This is a genomic window from Gracilimonas sp. B-17, assembly GCF_056857935.1.
The window spans coordinates 1-19311 of record NZ_JBSXOA010000008.1; the positions used below are offsets into that span (position 1 = coordinate 1).

Below are 19311 nucleotides of genomic sequence, written 5' to 3' on the forward strand. Positions count from 1 at the left end.
TTGCTTTGACTTGCTCATATTCCCCTATCAGAAACTGATATTTCTGAAGGTAGTTACGAGTCAGGGTGGTGTCGTTGGTTGTTCTTCGCATAACAAAATATACTCGATAAATTTTGTCAACGAATTACATAACATCTACAAGGATGACAACGTTGAATGGGAATCGTGTTAGTACCCTAAAAACTATTTCCAAAAGTCACTTTCAGCGTTCAATGCCACTTCAGCCTCAGAAGGCGGATATTTGATCTGACTGATCACCATATCCCGGGCCTTTCTGGCATCCGGAAAATTGAAGAACATCCAATCATGGAACATCCCGTTAAATTCGTTGTAGTCGAACACTACCGGTTCAGATTCAGCTTTTAGCCTTAACTTTCGCGAATCGGCCAGCATGATATCGTGGGTTCCCACAAACAAAGCGGTTGGGGCAATTCTGCGAATATTACCGTAAATGGGACTCACCCTGTAATCTGTCAGATCCAGATCAGATGCATATTGTTCTCCTAATGTTCTGAGGACTTTTGGATCCATAAGTGGGTCGTCTTCTTCGATATCCTCAATAAGAGGGTTTGAAAGACTTAGGTCCAGCCAGGGAGATAAAAGTATCAATTGGGAAGGCTGAGGAACCTTGGTATTGACAAAGAACTGGCAAAGGGAATGCGCGATGCCTCCTCCATTCGAATCCCCAACAATGGTCAGGTTTTCGGCACCGTATTTTTCGAGTAGGTCCGAATAAAGGTCTGTTAAAAAATAGATAACCTCAGAGGCTGAACTTTCAGGCAGTAATGGATAATCAGGAGCTATGATATCCTGATCCAGTTTTTCACAAAGATCCCTGATCATATTCCAGTGAAACTTCATGAAGCTTTTTGTAAAACCTCCACCATGTATGAACAGGATCGCTTTATTCGACCTTTCTTCTGATGAGGAAATATTCCAGATCTTCCAAACGTCTTTTGTTTTATGACTGACCTCATACTCGTTTCTCAGGTCAGTCGGTGGCTCACTTTGAGAGGAAGGAGCCTTCCACCAATCAGAATTTAATTTTTCCTTGTAGGAAGAAATTCTCAGGGTGAAGTTGATGGTCTTTGATATCAGATCGGGTTTTCTCATCAGAGGAGTTATTAAGTTCGACTCTAAAACGGAATTACCCACCGCAACATTCAAAAATAAGTAACTCCATCTTCAGAGAGCAAATATTGAATATTGGTACTCAATCCAGATCTTTGATAACTGCCTAAAACTTCGAAGCAGCGGGGCTCAACGTAAGCACTGTCTGCCTAGTTAAACTTTGAGATTCTTCGCGGCAAGCCTCCCAACCCTACTTCAAACACCACTTCGCTCAGAATGACGAAGAGAGGAGTGAATGGTGTGAAATTAAGTTGTCATCCCGAGTGCGCGCTGACTTGTAAGGGGTTAAGATGTTGAACACGAGGGATCTCAAAGTGAGTACTACCTGCCAGATCTAAGTTTGATATCCTTCGCGGCAAGCCTCCCAACCCTGCAATTAACCCCGCTTCGCTCAGAATGACAACATGGAATGGGAGTGAAACCCTAAAAAATGCCACAAAAATAATTCGGCCTTAGAAAAATGAGCGTAAAGAGTATGGCGCAATGTAGCGTTAAGAAAGAAATCATACCGCATGGTACTAGATATATGGGCAAGCCAGGAAAAGGAGCATTGATTTCTTTTAGCGAAATGGAGTCAGACTCAGCTCGGTTTTCGTAGCCGGGAGCTTTTGTTTCTTTTGGCGGTCCAAAAGAAAGGGAGAGCTAGATGAGGTTTAGTTATAAATTGTGATAGCAAATAATGATCACAATATTTAAATACACCACTTCTTCAATCAAAATTGAATGTTCCTTGTTCGATATTCTTAAGCCTCGTATCTTTAAAGCTCACAACCAAGGTTGGGGGTGCTTGCATAGCGGGCTGAGATTACACCCTGATACCTGAACCGGATAATACCGGCGTAGGGAAACCTGTTTACCGCACAGTTACGCAAGTTAACCTCCTCCATTAATTTTAAGTTTTTATGGAGGAATTCAATGTTCAATTCTATTACTGTAAGGTCGTTGTTTACGGCTTTGCTACTCACCGTACCACTACTCTTTTTAACCCATCAATCAACGCTGGCACAAACCATTTCCGGAACCGTGCTGGATGCTCAATCCAAGGAACCACTGGCAGGCGCGGCCGTACGGCAGGCAGGGACCTCCCGAGGGGTTGTTACCGAAGATGACGGCTCTTTCGAGATCAGGCTTTCTGAAAATGGAAAAAGGGCTTTACTTATTACTTACCTGGGATATAAAGACCGGGAAGTTGATCTATCTGTACCAAATAAAACAGGCGAGATCTTCATGTTTCCTGAGACCTATATCGGGGATGATGTTTTTGTGAGTGCCACCAGGGCCGATGAATCCTCACCGATCACCTATACCAATGTGGAAAGTGAAGAGATCGACCGGCGCAACCTGGGGCAGGATGTTCCCTATTTACTGCAAAGCACCCCGTCGGTCACTACAACCTCTGATGCCGGTGCCGGTATCGGATATACGGGCATCCGCATTCGTGGAGTCGACCCGGCACGTATCAATGTGACCATCAACGGGATCCCGGTCAATGATGCAGAATCTCATGCCGTGTTTTGGGTGAACCTGCCTGATCTGAGTTCTTCAACTCAGAACATTCAGATACAGCGTGGCGTGGGGACCTCGACCAATGGGGCCGGCGCTTTTGGCGGTACGATCAACCTTCAGACCAGTTCCTCCAGGGTGGCACCATTTGGAGAGATCAATACCGGTGTGGGATCTTTTAACACTCAGAAGTACAATGTGAAGCTGGGATCCGGACTCATGGAAAACGGATGGCAGTTTGAAGGCCGTCTCTCAAAAATTGATTCAGATGGATTTATCGATCGCGCCAGTTCCGATCTGGATTCCTATTTCCTATCAGCTGCCCACCACGGTGATCGCAGTTTACTGAGAGCGGATGTGTTTTCCGGTAAGGAACGCACCTATCAGGCCTGGTATGGCATCGAGGAAAGTGTACTTGAGAATGACCGTACCTTTAATGAAGCAGGAACTGAAAAAGCCGGTGAACCGTATGAGGATCAGGTTGATGACTATCAGCAGAATTATTACCAGTTGCACTATTCGTATATGCTGACCGATACCTGGAATGCCAATATCTCGGCATTTTATACCAAAGGGTTTGGGTTTTATGAGGAGTACAAAGCAGGTGAAGACCTTGAAGACTATGGCATTGAGCCGGTCCTCCCCTCTACACCAACCGAATCTGACCTCGTACGGCGCCGCTGGCTGGATAATGATTTTTATGGGACCATATTTTCAACGAAATATACCCCTAATGATACCTGGAATGTAACCTTTGGTGGTGGCTACAGCTACTATGATGGAGCCCATTTCGGGGAAGTCATATGGGCCCGTTATGCCGGAGACAGTGAAACTGAAGACCGATACTATGATAATGACGGTATCAAAAAGGATTTCAATCTTTACGGAAAACTGCAATATGGGCTCACCGATAACCTGAATACCTATGTTGACCTTCAGATTCGTAATGTTAACTACGACTTTCTTGGGAATGGATTCGTTCAAAGTTCAACCGGGGGTAACGTTCGTGACAGCCTAGTGGCTATTCAGCAGAGTGATGAACTGACCTTCTTTAATCCAAAGTTCGGATTCGTTTATAACCTGCCTGAACGTCAGCGAGTCTATGCATCCTTTGCCATAGGTGGTAAAGAGCCAACGCGTGATGAATATGTAGACTCAACCCCACAAAGCCGTCCAGATCCGGAGCGACTCTATAACGTTGAACTGGGCTATCGGGGTGATTTCAGCCGTCACTACGTGGGGGCCAATGTCTACGGAATGTTTTATCGGGATCAGCTGGTGCCCACCGGGGCGATCAATGACGTTGGTGAGATCGTCAGGGAAAATGTGCCTGAGAGTTATCGGATAGGGCTTGAACTACAGGGTGGTGTGAGTTTATCAGAGCATTTGAGCCTGTCAGCCAATGCGACCTTCAGTAGAAATAAGATCGTGGAATACACGCAGTTTACCGATCAGTATGATGCGAACTTCAACTATCTGGGTCAGCAGGCCACGACCTACGAAGATACGGATATTGCCTTTTCACCCTCTGTGATCACCAATGGTATCATCGGGTATCAATCCGGAGGACTGAATGCGGAACTGATCAGCAAGTATGTGTCCCGCCAGTATCTGGATAACACCCAAACTGATAGCCGGTCCATCGATCCCTATTTTGTAAACGATCTGAGACTAAGTTATGCTCTCGATAAAATATCTCTGCTGGAAGGTATCACGGCCACCCTGCAGGTTAACAATATTTTCAACCATGAGTATGAAACCAACGGATATACCTTTGGCTGGCTGCAGGCCGGTGAACCGGTGAACTTTAACTACTATTATCCTCAAGCCGGAACAAACTTTCTGTTTCAGGTAACCTGGAAGTTTTGATCATTCGGCAAGTAACAGACTTTAAAGGCCAGAAAGCATTCAAAAAGCCCCGCTCGTGAGATCGGGGCTTTTTCATTATTGAATATTAGCGTGGTCTAAAGTCGGCCGTAAATATGTTTGAACTCAGTTCATAGTATGAGGCGGAGCCTCAATAGGGCATTGCGCAGCAGAACTACGCAACGAGCACTGTCGGTCAACCGTCCCCGGTCTTCCGTCTAAAGTCACTCAAAACTAAACACTAAAAACTCAAAACTCTGCCCTATTCCTTGCTTCGCCGAGAATCCATTCCCCACATCAGTTTGTTGCGAAGAGTCTCGAAGTAATCCTGACCGGGGAGGTGAATAAGGTCGAAGGTCAGGTCCGATTTCAGGATCTCGATCTCAAAGGGAAAATGTTCGATCTCATGGACTTGTCCGTCATATGAAAAGAGTACCTCACTTTGCTGTTTTTCGATCCTGATCTTGAGAGGTTTGGTCGAATTCAGTACCAATGGGCGGGTAGTCAGGGTGTGCGGGTTGATGGGAGTTACCACAAAGACCTCGGTTCCGGGAGCTACGATAGGCCCCCCGGAGGCCAGGTTATAGGCTGTAGAACCGGTGGGGGAAGCTACAAGCAGACCATCTGCCCAATAGGTGTTAATGAGGCTGCCATCATATTCAGCCGATACATTCACCATGGAAATAGAATCTTTTCTGGTGAATAAGAACTCATTCAGGGCGTGAAATTCATCCCCGCGGGAAGTGGTGGCTTTCAGGAAAGAGCGTTTGTCTAAGGTGAAATCATTTTCAAGAAGCCGGTCAAGGGCCGGTTCCAGGTCTTCGATCTGAGTGTTGGCCATAAATCCAAGCCGGCCACTATTGATTCCGAGGATCGGTTTGTGAAGGTCTTTGGATATACGGGCCGTGTATAGGATGGTGCCGTCACCACCCATCACCAGAATGATATCACTTGCCCGGATGGAGTCCAGATCACTTTCGGTTTTTTGTATAACGGCATTACCGTTTAATCCCGTTTCATCACAGATCTCTTTATTGATATAGAGTGAGATGTTATTTTTTTTGGCCCAATCAACGGCCTTAAAGAGAACCTCCCTAACCTCATATTTACCTGGATTGGCGACGATCGCAAGTTTCATCAGTTAGCTCCGTTCATGCTGAAAGAAGAAAGATCGATATTCCATGGGTGTTGCGTCACCGTAATGCCTTGCACGTTATTGTGGGATAACAGGTAGATCGGGGCATTCCAGGTTAAAACCTTTTCAGTGCCGGGGTAGGGTTTTGTGGTAAAAGTGACCTGATCGTTGAAAGCATAAGATGCATTCATCGAAAAACTATATCCGGATCCGTTAATTTGTGGTGCCACATTATTCAGCAAAAATCGATAAAAGGGGTGCGCAGTATGCGTGATACTCATATTGGTATTTTCACCCTGCATCGCCTCAGAAGTATCTGTGTAAGACACTGTAAGCGTGCCGAGGGCATCACTGATCAGGACGGAATTTTGATCCAGGTTGTTCATTACCTGGTTTACCTTATCAGCTTGACCTGACCCAATATTGAAATACATTGGGTACTCAGAGCCGACCGTGGCCTTATGCAATTCATAATTGTTGTAGAAACTGCTGAGTAGTGCACCCGTAGAATCTGCAACTGTTAATAAAGTGGCCGGTCCTAATTCCATAAGAAGATCGATCTTCTCTCCGGCAAATTCCTGGTATAGATTCCGTTCATTGATACCGGATATGATATCAAGCCTGTTGATATCGGGCAGATTGGATGAATGATCGTCATTTATGGTCAGTAAATGCGTGTTATTCTCTTTTTGAATGAATCGGAATCTTCCGGTACCCGCGGCCTGCTGAATAGGACCTGAATCAGGTACACTTTCTTTGGCATAAATGGAGGCCGTGGGGTGCGCTAGCAGTCTCAAAAAATCAGAAGAGGGTTGGTTCAACACAAAAGTAACTGTAGAATCATTTTGAACACGTATTCCATCAATTTCGGAAATGACCCGTTTTGAAGGGTCTTTAACGTATTTCAGCTCGTTTTGAAGGGCTTTGAAACCTCTTATATGTCTGAACTGATCTCCGGTGAATTCAGGGACGTTATTTCTTGCCATGCGTTCAAAAACAAACTTGACGTCACTTGCAATAAACTGTCTTCCGGTTCCGCTTTCAAAAGCCGGCGAGTCATGAAATTTCAGGCTTGTTTTAAGGTGAAAGGTAAATTGTGTTGAATCGTCATTTACGGTCCATCGATTGGCCATCAGAGGGTAAAGGTTGCCATTGTCTCCAATTCCTACCAACCTGTCGTAGATCAGGCTGATGACCCTTAATTCACTATTGGAGGTTGCAAAAAGAGGATCCAGTGACTCAATAGCCGCAATTTCTCCGATCCTGACCTGAACGAAATCATCTCCTTCGGTTGTATCAGGTTCTGGTTGCCGGGCAGTGGTGTCGGTGGCAGCGAAGAGGTCAGAACTGCCCGTTCGAACGGTAACGGTCTCAGGCCCTTTCCCACAAGAGGAAATGAAAAAGACGGGAAGAAGTAACAGGATCAGTTTTTTCATGATAGAATTATGTTGTCCGTGGTTATTTAATTGAAGATATGAACGAGCCAAATCATTCCATATAGGGTAATTCCTGTATTATTTGGTGCCTTTCAGTCCCTTAAGTCCTTTCATGGCTTTTTCGCTGAGTAAATTGGTGTCATAGCTGCGAACCCGTCCGTTCTTCTCACGATGTCGTTCAATTGCGATTCGGATCAACTCTTCCATCAATTGGGTAAAATCAAGATCCGTTTTGTCCCAAAGGTAAAAAGAGAATGACCCGGGTATGGTATTGATCTCATTGAAATACACTTCGTCTGTATTGGAATTAACGAGAAAATCGAGCCGGGCCAGGCCTGAGGCCCCAAGCACAGAAAAGGTTTTAACGGACAGATCCTGAATTTTTTTCGTCAGGGTTTCAGAAATATTGGCAGGGATCTCACGGTCGGCTGATGCCATCCCTTTTTCGGCCCCTTCTCCACTTTGGTATTTATCCTCAAAACTCAAGGTTTCAGTTTTACCAAGTGGCCGCTCACAAACACTGGGCTTACAATCTTCCGGAGTACCGATAACCGAACAATTGATCTCCATTAAGGGATTGACGGCCTCTTCGATCAGCAGATGGGCATCGTACCTAAAAGCAGTTTCAACAGCCTCAGTGAGTTCATTACGGCTATTGGCGATGGCGACGCCTATACTGCTGCCCAAAGACACAGGTTTGACGATCAGCGGATACCCAAAATCTTCAGCTACGGTGATGATATCATCCTGTTCTTCAACCCAGTCACTTTCATAGAAGTTGACGGCTTTGGTTACAGGAATGCCTTTGGCCCCGGCAACCAGCTTAGCTTTTACCTTATCCATTCCCAGTGATGAGCCTAAAACACCACTTCCGGTATAGGGGATATTCATCATTTCACACACTCCCTGAAAGGCACCGTTTTCACCTTCACTACCATGGAAGGCGCATAAAACAGCATAGACCGGTAAACTCTTTGGTTTTGAGAATAAACCGGTGACGTTCTGCTCCCTGAGGAAAGTTTTTCCATTCTCGTCCTTCACAAAAGCACAATCCTGTGTCTGTTTTTCCAGGGTAGGAAGATCCTTGTAGTTACTCAGGTCAAGAAGGTGGTCTCCGGTCAGCCAGCGCCCGGATTTGGTCACATATAAAGGAATGATGTGATAGGAGCTGTTTTCAAGAGCTGAGATCGCCTGGATGGCGGTGAGTACAGAAACTTCATGTTCTGGTGAAACGCCTCCAAAGGCTACAATGAGATTTTTTTGGGACATAGGTTATGTATATGATTTTCAGCGAAAATAGGATTGTTTAGGGATAATTGTAAGCGGATCAGGAGAATTTAGTTGTTAGGTTTTAGGTGTTAGTTTTAGGATACTTGGCACCTAACACCTAAAACCTAACAACTACTTTACTTTCTACTTGTTCCGCATTGTGATATTTTCAATATTTGCCGTCCTCTTCCAACCCAAAATGTAATGGTATTATGAGTAAGGTCATCACATCTGTTGAACAGCTTGATTTTAAATTATCAGACTTGCAGGATATGCCTGCCCCCGGAAAAGTTCTGATGGTGAAGCCTACCTATTTTTCGGTAGAATATGTGATCAATCCGCATATGGAAGGAAATATCGGGGATGTGGATAAACTTGCAGCTCAAAATGAATGGGAGCACCTTCGTTCTGCCTATGAGGAACTTGGATTTTATGTTCACGTGGAAGACGGTGTGCGCGGGTATCCTGATATGGTTTTCTGTGCCAATCAAAGTTTGCCAAATATCACAGATAGTGGGAAGAAAGAAGTGATCATGAGTGTGATGAATTCAGATCAGCGCAAAGGGGAAGTTCCATATATTCAGAAGGTTTACGAAGATAGCAGCTACGATATCGTTCGCCTGGATGAATCAAGATTCTCGGATTTCGAGGGTATGGGAGATGCCTTGTGGCATTTTAAGAAGCGGTTGATCTGGGGTGGTTACGGATACCGTTCTTCCAAAGAAGTGTATGATGTGATATCTGAAACCTTTGAGACCCCGGTCATAGCCCTTGAACTGGTTGACGATCGGTTCTATCATTTGGATACCTGCCTCTGTATCCTGGATAATGAAACAGCGTTGATCTATCCAAAGGCATTTACAGATGAGGGACTTGAACTGATCAGGTCAGTGTTTTCCAATGTCATCGAAGCCTCAAAATATGAGGCAGAAAAGTTATTTGCCTGCAATGCTACCTGTCCGGACGGTAAGAACGTACTTATACAGCAGGGTTGTGTGGATGTGAACCAAAAATTAAAGGACCTGGGTTTTAAAGTTCATGAGTTCAGCACCTACGAATTCCTGAAAAGCGGCGGTTCCGTATTCTGCATGAAAATGATGCTTTGGTAAATATAGTGTTATCGTGCGATGGTGTTACTATATTAGTTTTTATTAAAATGTTTGATCAATGATAGAGTCATTTTTTGACACCTTAAAGCATCCTCTCTAAGTAATTCTGCTTTTGCTTTGGTGATGTATTCTAAGTCTTCAGCAACGTATAATAAGCTCTGAACTTCGGCCGCGGAGCTTTGTGCAAAATCAAAAAATCGAACTGAATCTTTTCTGTGAAACCGTGAAAACCCTTCAGCAATGTTAGTCATAATAGAAACGGTTGCTCTTCTGATTTGATCGCTAAGCCCAAAATCATTTTTAAAAGCCCCTTGACTACTAATTTTGTAATTTTTCGTTACAAGTAACCTGGCTTCTTTCCAACAATTTAAATCTTGAAATCTTGTGATCTTAGTCATGGTACATTTATTAATTATGATTTATATACTAAGAGCGATCTAAAACGAATTACTTACAAAATTTTCAAAAATCATTTTAATAACCACTATAAGATTAGAAACCGTAACACCATCGCACGGTAACACCATATAGCTTTAAACATATGCAAATCGTCAAAACCTCCATCTCTCTCCTTGTTCTTCTCGCCCTGATCATAGTATTGAATACCAAGATCGGTTCGGTGCCTCCGTTAGGAAAGTTCTTTGATCCGGATGCGGGATTCTGGGCGAATGCTGAAAACGGTGAATTTGATTCCCTCGAACTGGATCTTCCGGGTCTTAAAGATAAGGTTAAGGTTTATTTTGATGAACGACAGGTTCCCCATGTCTTTGCTCAAAATGAACATGATCTGTTTATGGCGCAGGGTTATATCGTAGCTCGCGACCGACTTTTTCAAATGGAGATGCAGACCTATGATGCGGCCGGCCGGCTTGCAGAGGTCATTGGACCTCAGCTGTTGGAAAGAGACATCAATACACGCCGGCTTGGCATGACCTATGGAGCCGAAAAAGCAATTGAAACCATTGAGAAAGACCCACAGATCAAAGAAGTAGTTCATGCATATTCCAAAGGCGTTAATGCCTACATTGCCCAGCTTTCTGTAAAAGACTATCCTGTTGAGTACAAAATTTTGGATACAGAACCTGAAAAATGGGAACCGGTTAAAACAGCCTATCTGCTGAAGAACATGACACGTACTTTGGCCGGTCGAAATAATGACGTGCGAAGCAGCAATACCAGGCAATATTTTGGGGACGATTTTATCGAAACCTACTTTACTCAAAAACCCGATCTGAACGACCCGATAATTCCTCCAACCCGTGAATGGGATTTTGTAGCTGATATTCCTGAAGAACCGGACTCCATTTTTGTGCCTGCTGTTTCAAAAGTGATAGACCCTTTTCCTGTACCTGAAGGTATTGGCAGTAATAACTGGGCTGTAAGTGGTGATAAAACCGCCTCCGGTTATCCTATACTGGCTAACGACCCTCACCTGAGCCTGACACTCCCTTCTATCTGGTATGAGATGCAGCTAACAGCACCGGGTTATAATAGCTATGGAGTAACCCTTCAGGGCTCCCCTGCCATCATTATCGGTTTTAATGAACAGACAGCCTGGGGGACCACTAATGTGGGATCGGATGTGATGGATTGGTATGAGGTAACATTCAGGGATGATACCAGGCAGGAGTATTGGCACGATGGAGAATGGAAAGCAACCAGGCGTCGTATCGAGGAGATCAAAGTGAGAGGCGGAGAAACCGTTATGGACACCGTGATCTACACCCACCACGGACCGGTGATGGAAGTTGAAACACCTGAAGAAGGCGTATCGGTGTATCATGCTCTGCGATGGATTGCTCATGAGCCATCCAATGACCTCAAGACCTTTTACGGGTTCAATAAGATGAAGAATTACGAAGATTATCGTGAGGCAGTAGGGAATTATGTGGCCCCGGCTCAAAATTTTGTATTTGCTGATCAGGCCGGTGATATTGCCTTGTGGGTATCAGGTAAATTACCAAAGAAATGGGAATTCCAGGGGCGAACCGTGAGTGATGGGAGTGATCCTGTTTACGAATGGAAAGGTTGGATACCTACAGATCAGAATCCACATATAAAAAACCCGGAACGGGGATTTGTAAGTTCAGCCAATCAGGAGTCCGCAGCACAGGATTATCCATATTACCTGGATGATGATTTTGCTCCTTTTGAAAGAGGTCGGCGAATCAACGACCGATTGTCTGAGATGAATGATATCACTCCTCAGAATATGCAGGAACTGCAAATGGATAACTTTGCCTATACGGCATCCATCATCATACCACAAATGATAGAGTGGACAGACCAAAATGGATTATCAGAACTGGAACAGGATGTGTTAGAAGACATGAAAAACTGGAATTTCATGATGGACGCAGAGCTTATTCATCCAACCGTTTATCTGGTATGGAGGAACCGGTTCTACCGTGCGGTTTTCGGGGATGAGTATGGAGGTACAGAAGCCGGGTTACGATATCCATCACGGGATATATTTGTGGAGGTGATCAAAAAAGATCCTGAAATGCGCTTTGTAGATAACATCAACACACCTGTTGAGGAGACTGTAGAACAAATAGTCACAAAAACATACAGGGAAACGATCGCGAATTTGCTGGATTTCTACGGTGAGGATACTGAAAACTGGAAATGGGGCTACGATATTGATAATGATATCGATCATATAGCACAGATCCCCGGCTTCGGTCGTCAGGACTTGTTTAGCAGCGGGTCTGCTGAATCGGTAAATGCAACACGCGGTGGTAATGGCCCATCATGGCGGATGGTGGTTGAACTCGGACCGGAAGTAAAAGGTTGGGGAGTGTACCCTGGCGGACAATCAGGTAATCCCGGTTCTCCATACTATGATGATATGGTTGATCCCTGGAGAACAGGACAGCTTTTTGAGCTGAATTTTTTGCAGGATGAACCGTTAGATTATAAGTATCAGATAACAATGAATCCTTCTGAATGATGAATAAGACTGAGATCGACCCTGTTGTAAAAAATCTGATCCGTTTCAGCCTGTTGCTGATGATATTACCCGCCTTGTATCTGGGATTGTGGATCTGGATATCCGGAAGTGAGGGGCTGACGTACTCTGAACAAGTACAACTGTTGATGAGCTATATACCGGAATCAGTTCGGAATCCATACCTGGTGACGATCTCCCTCTTCGGGATGAGTATCACCTCAGCAGTCTTTGGGCTGTACGGATATATCAAGAGTGAAGCAGACTACCCAAGAAAGACCAGCTTATTCATTATGACCCTGGCCACTATCATGAGCATCTGGTTTGGCCGCAGTTTGTTTTAATATCAACGTCTCGCCCCGGATGTAATCCTGAATTTCAAAATTGAATGTTCATTGACTGCCTGCCGGTGACTTCGGTTTCAGTCATATTCTGACGAAGGTCACGACTTAGTTGCTTTGTCTGTTTTTGGTATGGGCTTATGAATGTTAATGAAAGCTTTAAATCAGGTCAGGCTTGGTTGCTTTAATCCCGCCCTCACCCAACTCTTTCTTCTCAAGGAGAGGGCTTTTTAAGTTCAAAAATGGATTCATGGTTATAATATCTATCACAAGCGGGACACTTGCGATAGTTTTAGGAGCGAGTTCTGAGTCCCCCACATCGAAATTGAATGTTCAATGTTCAATGTTGGAAACGCCTTCCGCTTCCCGTTTCATCCCAAAAAACTTATCTAGAACCAGAAGAGTGGGGGATGCAATAAAAATGATGACCAGTGTAGCGGCATGTGCAATAGTTGCATAGGCCAGACCGGTAGCTTCAGGAACTGCGTAAAAGATGAACAGACTCTTGGTTATAAAAAGATGGTATGAGCCGATACCACCGGGTGTTGGGATGGAGAGGCCTACAGCACTTACGACTGTAAGAACAACAGCCTCAGTAAAACCAAGTCCATATTCAGCCTGCATATCAAACATCCAGAAACCGGCATAGGTCATAAAAATATAAAGGGCCCATATCAATGCTGAATGAAAGATGAACAGGGGCCAGTTCCTCAGGTCGCGAACAGCAAGTAATCCATCCACGAAGGTCCTGATGACCTTTTGAATTTTGACCACAATTTCAAAGATCTTCCCTTCTGTTCTTTCACTGGCTATCTTGAATAACCAGTAAAATAAACCCAGGCTTATCAATGCTATTCCACCGTATTTGAGTAATGTAAACACCAGCTCCATTTGCGTGCCGGGGTCAGTGATATCAATTCCGAATAAACGGGACAGTACCTGAGGGTCAGCGATCAGAAAAATAACCACGAAGGCCATCAACAACAGCATACCGAGAAGATCCACTACACGTTCAAGTACGATAGTGCCAATGATCTTGCTGTTACTTTCGCCTACCTGCTGTGCTACATAGACCGGCCGGGCTACTTCACCCACCCGGGGTAAGGGAATGTTAACGAGGTAACCGAACATCACACCGGTATAAAGGGTAAGTTTGGATGGGGTCTTTTGCCTATCAGTGAAAAGCATCTTCCAGCGCAGGGCTCTTATATAATGGGCAAAGAGGGTGGCGATAGTAAAGGGTAAGATCCACCAAAATCGCATTCCTCTGGCAGAATCCAGAACTTCAGAAAACTCAACCTCACGAAATGCCAGCCACATGAAAAGTATTCCCAGAAGTATACTTCCTGCGATCTTTAATAGTTTTTTCCCGGTCATCAGTTAATGGTCATTATTTAAAAAGCGTTGGCATTTTATCATAGATGAATAGCAGATAGCACTTAACCCATTAATATCTCATGTCTACAACTTCAGCATCATCAGGGTATTCAAGCTGAAACAGGTTTGATTCGGGAGCATAGAAACGGCCATTACTGAAGTTGGTCACGATCTCATTCTCTGAGATATCGATTGCAATGATACGAAGAGGGCGCAGATCCGCATCCAGAAGTATTTCGACCTCAGCAAAAACAGAAAAGTCATCTGTTGAAGTAAGGGTGACCAAAGTGCGTGCCCCCTGTTTACGTTCCGAAACGGTGTAGGTGGAGTCAATTCCACTCAGCATACGGGATGGGGCGAAATCATCTTCATCAGGATAGTATGTATCGATAATGACTCGGTTTCGGTCGGCATCATAAACACGGGAGGTTTCACCGTCCACTACAATGGTCTGACCATCGGCCATGAGTTTATAGCGTACCTGATCGATCCAGATCTGTCCGGCGCTTGAAGTGGACTCTCCGGTATAGGAATCGGTGTAGGTATGATCAAAATCGGCAGCAAATACTTCCCCGGTCTCAAACCGTTGCTTCAGCAGGTCAAAATTTGGTGTTTGGGCAAGCAAGTTCGAACCGGTAAGCAGGAAAAGAGCAATGAGCAGGACTACAACTTTAAGGGAACCGGAGGTTCCTGCAGGCATTCCTAACCGGAGGTTCGGAACGAGGTGGTCGAGTTGAACAGGATATGATGGAGAAACTGATAACTGCTTACTGTTCACTGCCAACTGTCTATCCTTCATATTCATCCAGGTTATCCAGAAGTTCCTGAAGTTCATCTTCATCCTGTACAAGGACGTCCCGTGCTGTACTGCCTTGATATGGTCCAACAATGCCTGCATTGAATAATTGATCTATGATTCTGCCGGCGCGATTATAGCCGATCTTTAGTTTACGCTGTAACAATGAAACCGAACCTTGCTGATGCAATACCACCAGCTTGGCAGCCGCTTCAAAGTATTCGTCTATATCATCTAACGGATCAGGAATGTCTGCAGTATCATCTTTTATAATTGGGAGGTGAAATGGTTGCTTATATCCTGCCTGTTGACCTATAAAGCCATTTATGCGTTCAACTTCTTCAGTCGAAACAAAAGCGTTTTGGATCCTGATCATCCCGGTTCCATTATTGAAGAGCATATCTCCCATTCCGATGAGCTGATCGGCTCCTCCCTGATCCAGGATAGTTCGGGAGTCAACTTTGGAAGCCACCTGATAGGCAATTCGTGCCGGGAAGTTGGCTTTGATGGTACCCGTAATAACATTCACAGATGGTCGCTGAGTAGCTACCACCAGGTGAATACCAATGGCACGGGCCAGCTGTGCGAGTCGCGCTATGGGTTCTTCGATCTGTTTTCCGGCGGTCATCATAAGGTCAGCCAGCTCATCAATGATCACAACAATATACGGCAGGTGGCGGTGACCGAGCTCCTCATCAAGTTCCCCGGTCTTGTACTTTTCATTATAGGATTTGATATCGCGAACCATGGCCATCTTGAGCAGATCATAGCGCTCATCCATTTCCTTGCACAGACTTTCGAGGGTTTCCTGGGCCTTAGTGGTATCGGTGATGATCGGTTCATCAGAATCAGGCAGCATAGCCAGGAAATGATTCTGAATATTGCGGTATAGTGAAAGCTCGATCTTTTTAGGGTCGACCATCACAAATTTCAGATCATCGGGATGACACTTATATAGCAGGCAGGTTATGATAGTATTGATACCAACAGATTTACCTGAACCCGTGGCACCGGCAATAAGCAAGTGAGGCATCTTGGTCAGGTCGATCATGAAAACTTCATTCTCGATAGTCTTTCCAAAGGCGACCGGAAGGGTGTAGTCGGTTTCTACAAATTTCTTGGTATTCAGCACCTGCTTGATGTACACCGTCTCACGGGTACTGTTCGGGACTTCAATTCCAACTGCAGATTTTCCGGGTATTGGTGAAAGCATACGCAATCCCTTGGAGGCTGTAGCCATTTTCAGGTCATTCGAGTAACTCTCGATCTTGGATATTTTGACATCAGGAGCCGGTTCCAGCTCATAGAGTGTAACAGTAGGCCCTACAATGGCATTGATCCCGACGATCTCGATCTTATGTCGTTTGAGTTTATCAAGGATGATACGCTTGTTTTCCTTGATCTCCTCTAGGTCTACTTCATTACCTTCATCCGGTGGGGAATCCAGAAGGTCTACTTTAGGAAATTTGTACTTAATGACCGGTACTTCCTTGGCTTTCTTTCGGTTGAGTTTATCCAGGTCTTTCTCATCAGCCTGTTCATCACCCTTACCTACATAAACGGAAACCTCGATGTCATCCTCATCACTGTCAATTTCTTCTTCTTTTTCTAAAGAAGCGCGTTGACGTGTATCAAGAGTTTTGATCTCACTTTGTTCCTGTTCCCGCTTTTTCTGGTCTTCTTCTTCAGATTTTTCGACAAGTTCATCTATGGAAGGGGCCGGCTTAACGGGTTCTTTTTCATTTTTCGTCTCTGAAATGGGTTGTTTTTTGAGCTCTTCTTCATCCTCAGGATCATCACTCTCAGATCTTTTAGCTGCTTTGGCAGCTCGTTTTTCAGCCAGCCGTTCTTCCCGTTCCCTGGCTTTTTCTTCTTTACGAAGCTGGCGGGCCGCACGACGTTCTTCCATCTTCTCCTGAATATTTTCTATCCAGAGTTTCACATTGTCAATGGTTTTTTGGAGATCACGGTCAATGAACATCAAAAGTGTGATCAGAACCAGCACTGACAATATTATGATGGAACCAATGCTTGTGATGTTGTAAAGCACCTGTGCGATGGCAATGCCGGCCGTGCCACTCCAGATGGAATCATCCGGAAAATCAGCATTGGTGGTCAGCCACCCTATAAAAGTGGATAGCAAGACCATGCTCCAGATACTGAGAACGGTCAGCCAGCCCAGCTCTTTGAAATCGCGGCGCCTAAAGGTATGCCAGCCGTGATAACCGGTTATCAGTGCCAGTATGATGCTGGTGTAACCGAATAAACTATGCACGAGGTAGTGAGAGATATAGGCTCCCACAGGTCCAAGCCAGTTTTTGACAAGGCGTGAATTGGCATCCGGATTGAACAGGTCAATAAATGAAATGCTTCGGGCGTACTGATAGTCTGCCGGATTATAGGAAAAGATGCTTAAGCCGAGCAGAACAGCGATCGACATAATTATGATGCCGATGATCTCCTTCTTGCGGTTAGAATCGAGTCCGGGGGTGCTTGTAGATGTATTTAGTTTGCTTTTAGCCATTTAGATCTTTGAGAATTCCGTCCCTCATTCCGGGGAGCACATCAAATTCATTAACTTTACAGCAGAATGAAATATCACCATTTGGAACAAGTTCAGCTAATCGTTTTGCGTGATCACTTTTACTTATGGCTCCCTCTAAATCATGCCCATATTTTTCGAAAAGACCAAATGCTACTTTTGCACCGTCTTTGGCAGAATCGGGCAGGTGCCCACCGCTGATGGTATGTAAGAGGGATCCGGCAAAGAGTGTGTCTTCAATTGAAAGTCGTCCCTGCCAGCCTGAACAAATCAATACAATTTCGTCATCATGCTCTTTCAGGGCATTCAGGATACTCTGTTGATTCAGGAAGGTTCCCACATAGACCTCACTTGCCAGCGAGGCCTTTTTGATAGCCTTGGTTCCGTTAGTGGTATTGAAGATAAGGGTCTTGTCTTTTACGGCCTCACGGGTATATTCGGCAGGAGAATTCCCTAAGTGATAGCCTTCGATCTTGGAACCATTCTTTTCACCGCAAAGTAGGTAGTCTTTTTGATCCATGGTGGTGGCGATCTTCATGGCATCACTCATATCAGCCACCGGGATCACTTTTTTAGCCCCATTGTGTATGGCTGTGGTGATGGATGATGAAGCACGAAGTACATCAATGATGACCGCACTTTTACCGCGAAGCTCTTCTTCCTGAAAAGCCTGAACCGAAAAAAATACGTCGATATAATTGATATCCGGCATGAATTCTTACTCTCTAACTATCTGTTATTTTGAATTTATTTTTTGATAAAAGGAGGACGTGTAACAGTGGCGTTAGCTGTCTTGTTTCTAATAACGATCTGAATTTCTGTTCCCTCAGCCGCATACTCTTTTGCCACATAGCCCATTCCAATACCTGTACCTAAAGTAATGGACATTGTTCCGCTTGTAACCTCTCCAATGGACTCACCATCAGCATTTTGGATCTCGTAACCCTGTCGCGGGATGTTACGCTTGCCTTCAACCGTAAACCCAACCATCTGTCGCTTAAGGCCTTCTTCTTTCTTTTGTTGAAGCACTTCCTTGGCAATAAAATCACCTTTGTCGAATTTGGTGATCCAGCCCAGTCGTGCTTCCAGTGGATGGGTGTCTTTGGAAATATCATTGCCATAAAGGGCATACCCCATTTCAAGCCTAAGGGTATCACGGGCTCCCAGTCCACATGGTTCAATACCAAATTCCTCTCCGGCTTCCATAATGGCATTCCATGCTTTCTCAGGTTCTACATGATTCTTATCAAAATACAGCTCAAAGCCCTTTTCTCCGGTATAGCCCGTAGCAGAAAAAACCACGTTATCCATACCGGCCAGGCTACCCATTTTGAAAGAATAGAAGCCGATCTCACTCAGGTCAAGATCTGTCAGTTTTTGTAAGGTCTCAATAGATTTTGGGCCTTGCACAGCAAGCAGGCAGGTGTCATCCGATTGATCCCTGACTTCTGCATCAAAGGAGTTGTTATCCAGGATCCAGTTCAGGTCTTTTTCAATATTGGAAGCATTGACTACGGCTATATACCCGGCGTCATCAAAGAGCTTATAGACGATAAGATCGTCCACAATACCGCCATCGTCATAACACATGCAGGTGTACTGCGCTTTCCCTTCCGTAAGTTTGGATGCATCATTGACCGTAACTTTCTGGATAAGGTCCAGCGCTTCCGGGCCACTGATGAAAAACTCTCCCATGTGCGACACATCAAACATACCTACCCGTTCACGCACGGCGGCATGTTCGGATTTTATTCCGGCATATTGAACCGGCATCTCAAATCCGGCAAAATCCACCAGTTTGGCACCGGCTTTTTGGTGAAGGTCGTAAAATGGAGTTTGCTTTGGCATAACTGAAA

General features: G+C 44.8%; 14 protein-coding genes and 1 riboswitch. Of the genes, 4 read left to right on the forward strand and 10 right to left on the reverse strand.

The features are described 5' to 3' along the window. Positions 1–183 precede the first annotated feature (183 nt). Positions 184–1113: an alpha/beta fold hydrolase gene (locus tag AC13FX_RS00635; protein WP_482878470.1), complete on the reverse strand. Its 930-nt coding sequence runs from the start codon at positions 1111–1113 to the stop codon at positions 184–186. A 787-nt stretch (positions 1114–1900) separates the two neighbouring features. Further along, a riboswitch (TPP riboswitch) is annotated at positions 1901–1994 on the forward strand. Positions 1995–2046: 52 nt separating this feature from the next. Between AC13FX_RS00635 and AC13FX_RS00640 the strand changes: the two genes are divergently transcribed. Continuing rightward, on the forward strand, positions 2047–4503 hold the full coding sequence (locus tag AC13FX_RS00640) for a TonB-dependent receptor (protein WP_482878471.1): 2457 nt from the start codon (positions 2047–2049) through the stop codon (positions 4501–4503). Positions 4504–4762: 259 nt separating this feature from the next. Here AC13FX_RS00640 and AC13FX_RS00645 read toward each other — a convergent pair whose 3' ends face one another. The 3 genes from AC13FX_RS00645 to AC13FX_RS00655 form a co-directional block, all read right to left on the reverse strand. Continuing rightward, positions 4763–5638: an NAD(+)/NADH kinase gene (locus tag AC13FX_RS00645; protein WP_482878472.1), complete on the reverse strand. Its 876-nt coding sequence runs from the start codon at positions 5636–5638 to the stop codon at positions 4763–4765. After that, positions 5638–7071: an ABC transporter substrate-binding protein gene (locus AC13FX_RS00650; protein WP_482878473.1), complete on the reverse strand. Its 1434-nt coding sequence runs from the start codon at positions 7069–7071 to the stop codon at positions 5638–5640. The genes AC13FX_RS00645 and AC13FX_RS00650 overlap by 1 nt, the downstream gene beginning before the upstream one ends. A 78-nt stretch (positions 7072–7149) precedes the next feature. Then, a complete protein-coding gene (locus AC13FX_RS00655; protein ID WP_482878474.1) occupies positions 7150–8340 on the reverse strand; it encodes a D-alanine--D-alanine ligase family protein in 1191 nt (396 codons plus the stop codon). 212 nt (positions 8341–8552) lie between these two features. On the opposite strand from AC13FX_RS00655, the gene AC13FX_RS00660 reads away from it, so the two are divergent. Further along, positions 8553–9449 carry a dimethylarginine dimethylaminohydrolase family protein gene (locus tag AC13FX_RS00660; RefSeq protein WP_482878475.1) on the forward strand — a complete coding sequence of 299 codons (897 nt, stop codon included), beginning with the start codon at positions 8553–8555 and terminating at the stop codon, positions 9447–9449. Positions 9450–9481: 32 nt separating this feature from the next. On the opposite strand, the gene AC13FX_RS00665 is transcribed toward AC13FX_RS00660, so the two are convergent. Further along, positions 9482–9847, reverse strand: coding sequence for a four helix bundle protein (locus AC13FX_RS00665; protein ID WP_482878476.1), 366 nt, complete (start codon positions 9845–9847; stop codon positions 9482–9484). Between the two features lie 143 nt (positions 9848–9990). Between AC13FX_RS00665 and AC13FX_RS00670 the strand changes: the two genes are divergently transcribed. Together AC13FX_RS00670 and AC13FX_RS00675 are read left to right on the forward strand one after the other, a co-directional pair. After that, on the forward strand, positions 9991–12402 hold the full coding sequence (locus tag AC13FX_RS00670; protein ID WP_482878477.1) for a penicillin acylase family protein: 2412 nt from the start codon (positions 9991–9993) through the stop codon (positions 12400–12402). Beyond that, positions 12399–12743 (forward strand): hypothetical protein, encoded by a 345-nt coding sequence (locus AC13FX_RS00675; RefSeq protein ID WP_482878478.1) that lies wholly within the window; start codon positions 12399–12401, stop codon positions 12741–12743. The genes AC13FX_RS00670 and AC13FX_RS00675 overlap by 4 nt, the downstream gene beginning before the upstream one ends. A 330-nt stretch (positions 12744–13073) precedes the next feature. On the opposite strand, the gene AC13FX_RS00680 is transcribed toward AC13FX_RS00675, so the two are convergent. The 5 genes from AC13FX_RS00680 to gcvT form a co-directional block, all read right to left on the reverse strand. Then, a complete protein-coding gene (locus tag AC13FX_RS00680; RefSeq protein ID WP_482878479.1) occupies positions 13074–14117 on the reverse strand; it encodes a lysylphosphatidylglycerol synthase transmembrane domain-containing protein in 1044 nt (347 codons plus the stop codon). A gap of 70 nt (positions 14118–14187) precedes the next feature. Then, positions 14188–14916 carry a LolA family protein gene (locus AC13FX_RS00685; protein WP_482878480.1) on the reverse strand — a complete coding sequence of 243 codons (729 nt, stop codon included), beginning with the start codon at positions 14914–14916 and terminating at the stop codon, positions 14188–14190. Further along, complete coding sequence (locus AC13FX_RS00690; RefSeq protein WP_482878481.1) at positions 14906–17437, reverse strand: FtsK/SpoIIIE family DNA translocase; 2532 nt, start codon at positions 17435–17437, stop codon at positions 14906–14908. The genes AC13FX_RS00685 and AC13FX_RS00690 overlap by 11 nt, the downstream gene beginning before the upstream one ends. Further along, positions 17430–18167 (reverse strand): 2-phosphosulfolactate phosphatase, encoded by a 738-nt coding sequence (locus AC13FX_RS00695; RefSeq protein WP_482878482.1) that lies wholly within the window; start codon positions 18165–18167, stop codon positions 17430–17432. The genes AC13FX_RS00690 and AC13FX_RS00695 overlap by 8 nt, the downstream gene beginning before the upstream one ends. 35 nt (positions 18168–18202) lie before the next feature. After that, the gene (gene gcvT, locus AC13FX_RS00700; RefSeq protein WP_482878483.1) at positions 18203–19303 is read right to left on the reverse strand and encodes a glycine cleavage system aminomethyltransferase GcvT; all 1101 of its coding nucleotides are present in this window, start codon (positions 19301–19303) and stop codon (positions 18203–18205) included. Positions 19304–19311: the final 8 nt, after the last annotated feature.

What these genes read in the sequence shown, in the direction of transcription:
- AC13FX_RS00665 (WP_482878476.1), bottom strand. Translation starts at nt 9,847, where the DNA reads ATGACTAAGATCACAAGATTTCAAGATTTAAATTGTTGGAAAGAAGCC.
- AC13FX_RS00660 (WP_482878475.1), top strand. Translation starts at nt 8,553, where the DNA reads ATGAGTAAGGTCATCACATCTGTTGAACAGCTTGATTTTAAATTATCA.
- AC13FX_RS00695 (WP_482878482.1), bottom strand. Translation starts at nt 18,167, where the DNA reads ATGCCGGATATCAATTATATCGACGTATTTTTTTCGGTTCAGGCTTTT.
- AC13FX_RS00640 (WP_482878471.1), top strand. Translation starts at nt 2,047, where the DNA reads ATGTTCAATTCTATTACTGTAAGGTCGTTGTTTACGGCTTTGCTACTC.
- AC13FX_RS00635 (WP_482878470.1), bottom strand. Translation starts at nt 1,113, where the DNA reads ATGAGAAAACCCGATCTGATATCAAAGACCATCAACTTCACCCTGAGA.
- AC13FX_RS00645 (WP_482878472.1), bottom strand. Translation starts at nt 5,638, where the DNA reads ATGAAACTTGCGATCGTCGCCAATCCAGGTAAATATGAGGTTAGGGAG.
- AC13FX_RS00690 (WP_482878481.1), bottom strand. Translation starts at nt 17,437, where the DNA reads ATGGCTAAAAGCAAACTAAATACATCTACAAGCACCCCCGGACTCGAT.
- AC13FX_RS00680 (WP_482878479.1), bottom strand. Translation starts at nt 14,117, where the DNA reads ATGACCGGGAAAAAACTATTAAAGATCGCAGGAAGTATACTTCTGGGA.
- AC13FX_RS00675 (WP_482878478.1), top strand. Translation starts at nt 12,399, where the DNA reads ATGATGAATAAGACTGAGATCGACCCTGTTGTAAAAAATCTGATCCGT.
- AC13FX_RS00670 (WP_482878477.1), top strand. Translation starts at nt 9,991, where the DNA reads ATGCAAATCGTCAAAACCTCCATCTCTCTCCTTGTTCTTCTCGCCCTG.
- AC13FX_RS00650 (WP_482878473.1), bottom strand. Translation starts at nt 7,071, where the DNA reads ATGAAAAAACTGATCCTGTTACTTCTTCCCGTCTTTTTCATTTCCTCT.
- gcvT (WP_482878483.1), bottom strand. Translation starts at nt 19,303, where the DNA reads ATGCCAAAGCAAACTCCATTTTACGACCTTCACCAAAAAGCCGGTGCC.
- AC13FX_RS00655 (WP_482878474.1), bottom strand. Translation starts at nt 8,340, where the DNA reads ATGTCCCAAAAAAATCTCATTGTAGCCTTTGGAGGCGTTTCACCAGAA.
- AC13FX_RS00685 (WP_482878480.1), bottom strand. Translation starts at nt 14,916, where the DNA reads ATGAAGGATAGACAGTTGGCAGTGAACAGTAAGCAGTTATCAGTTTCT.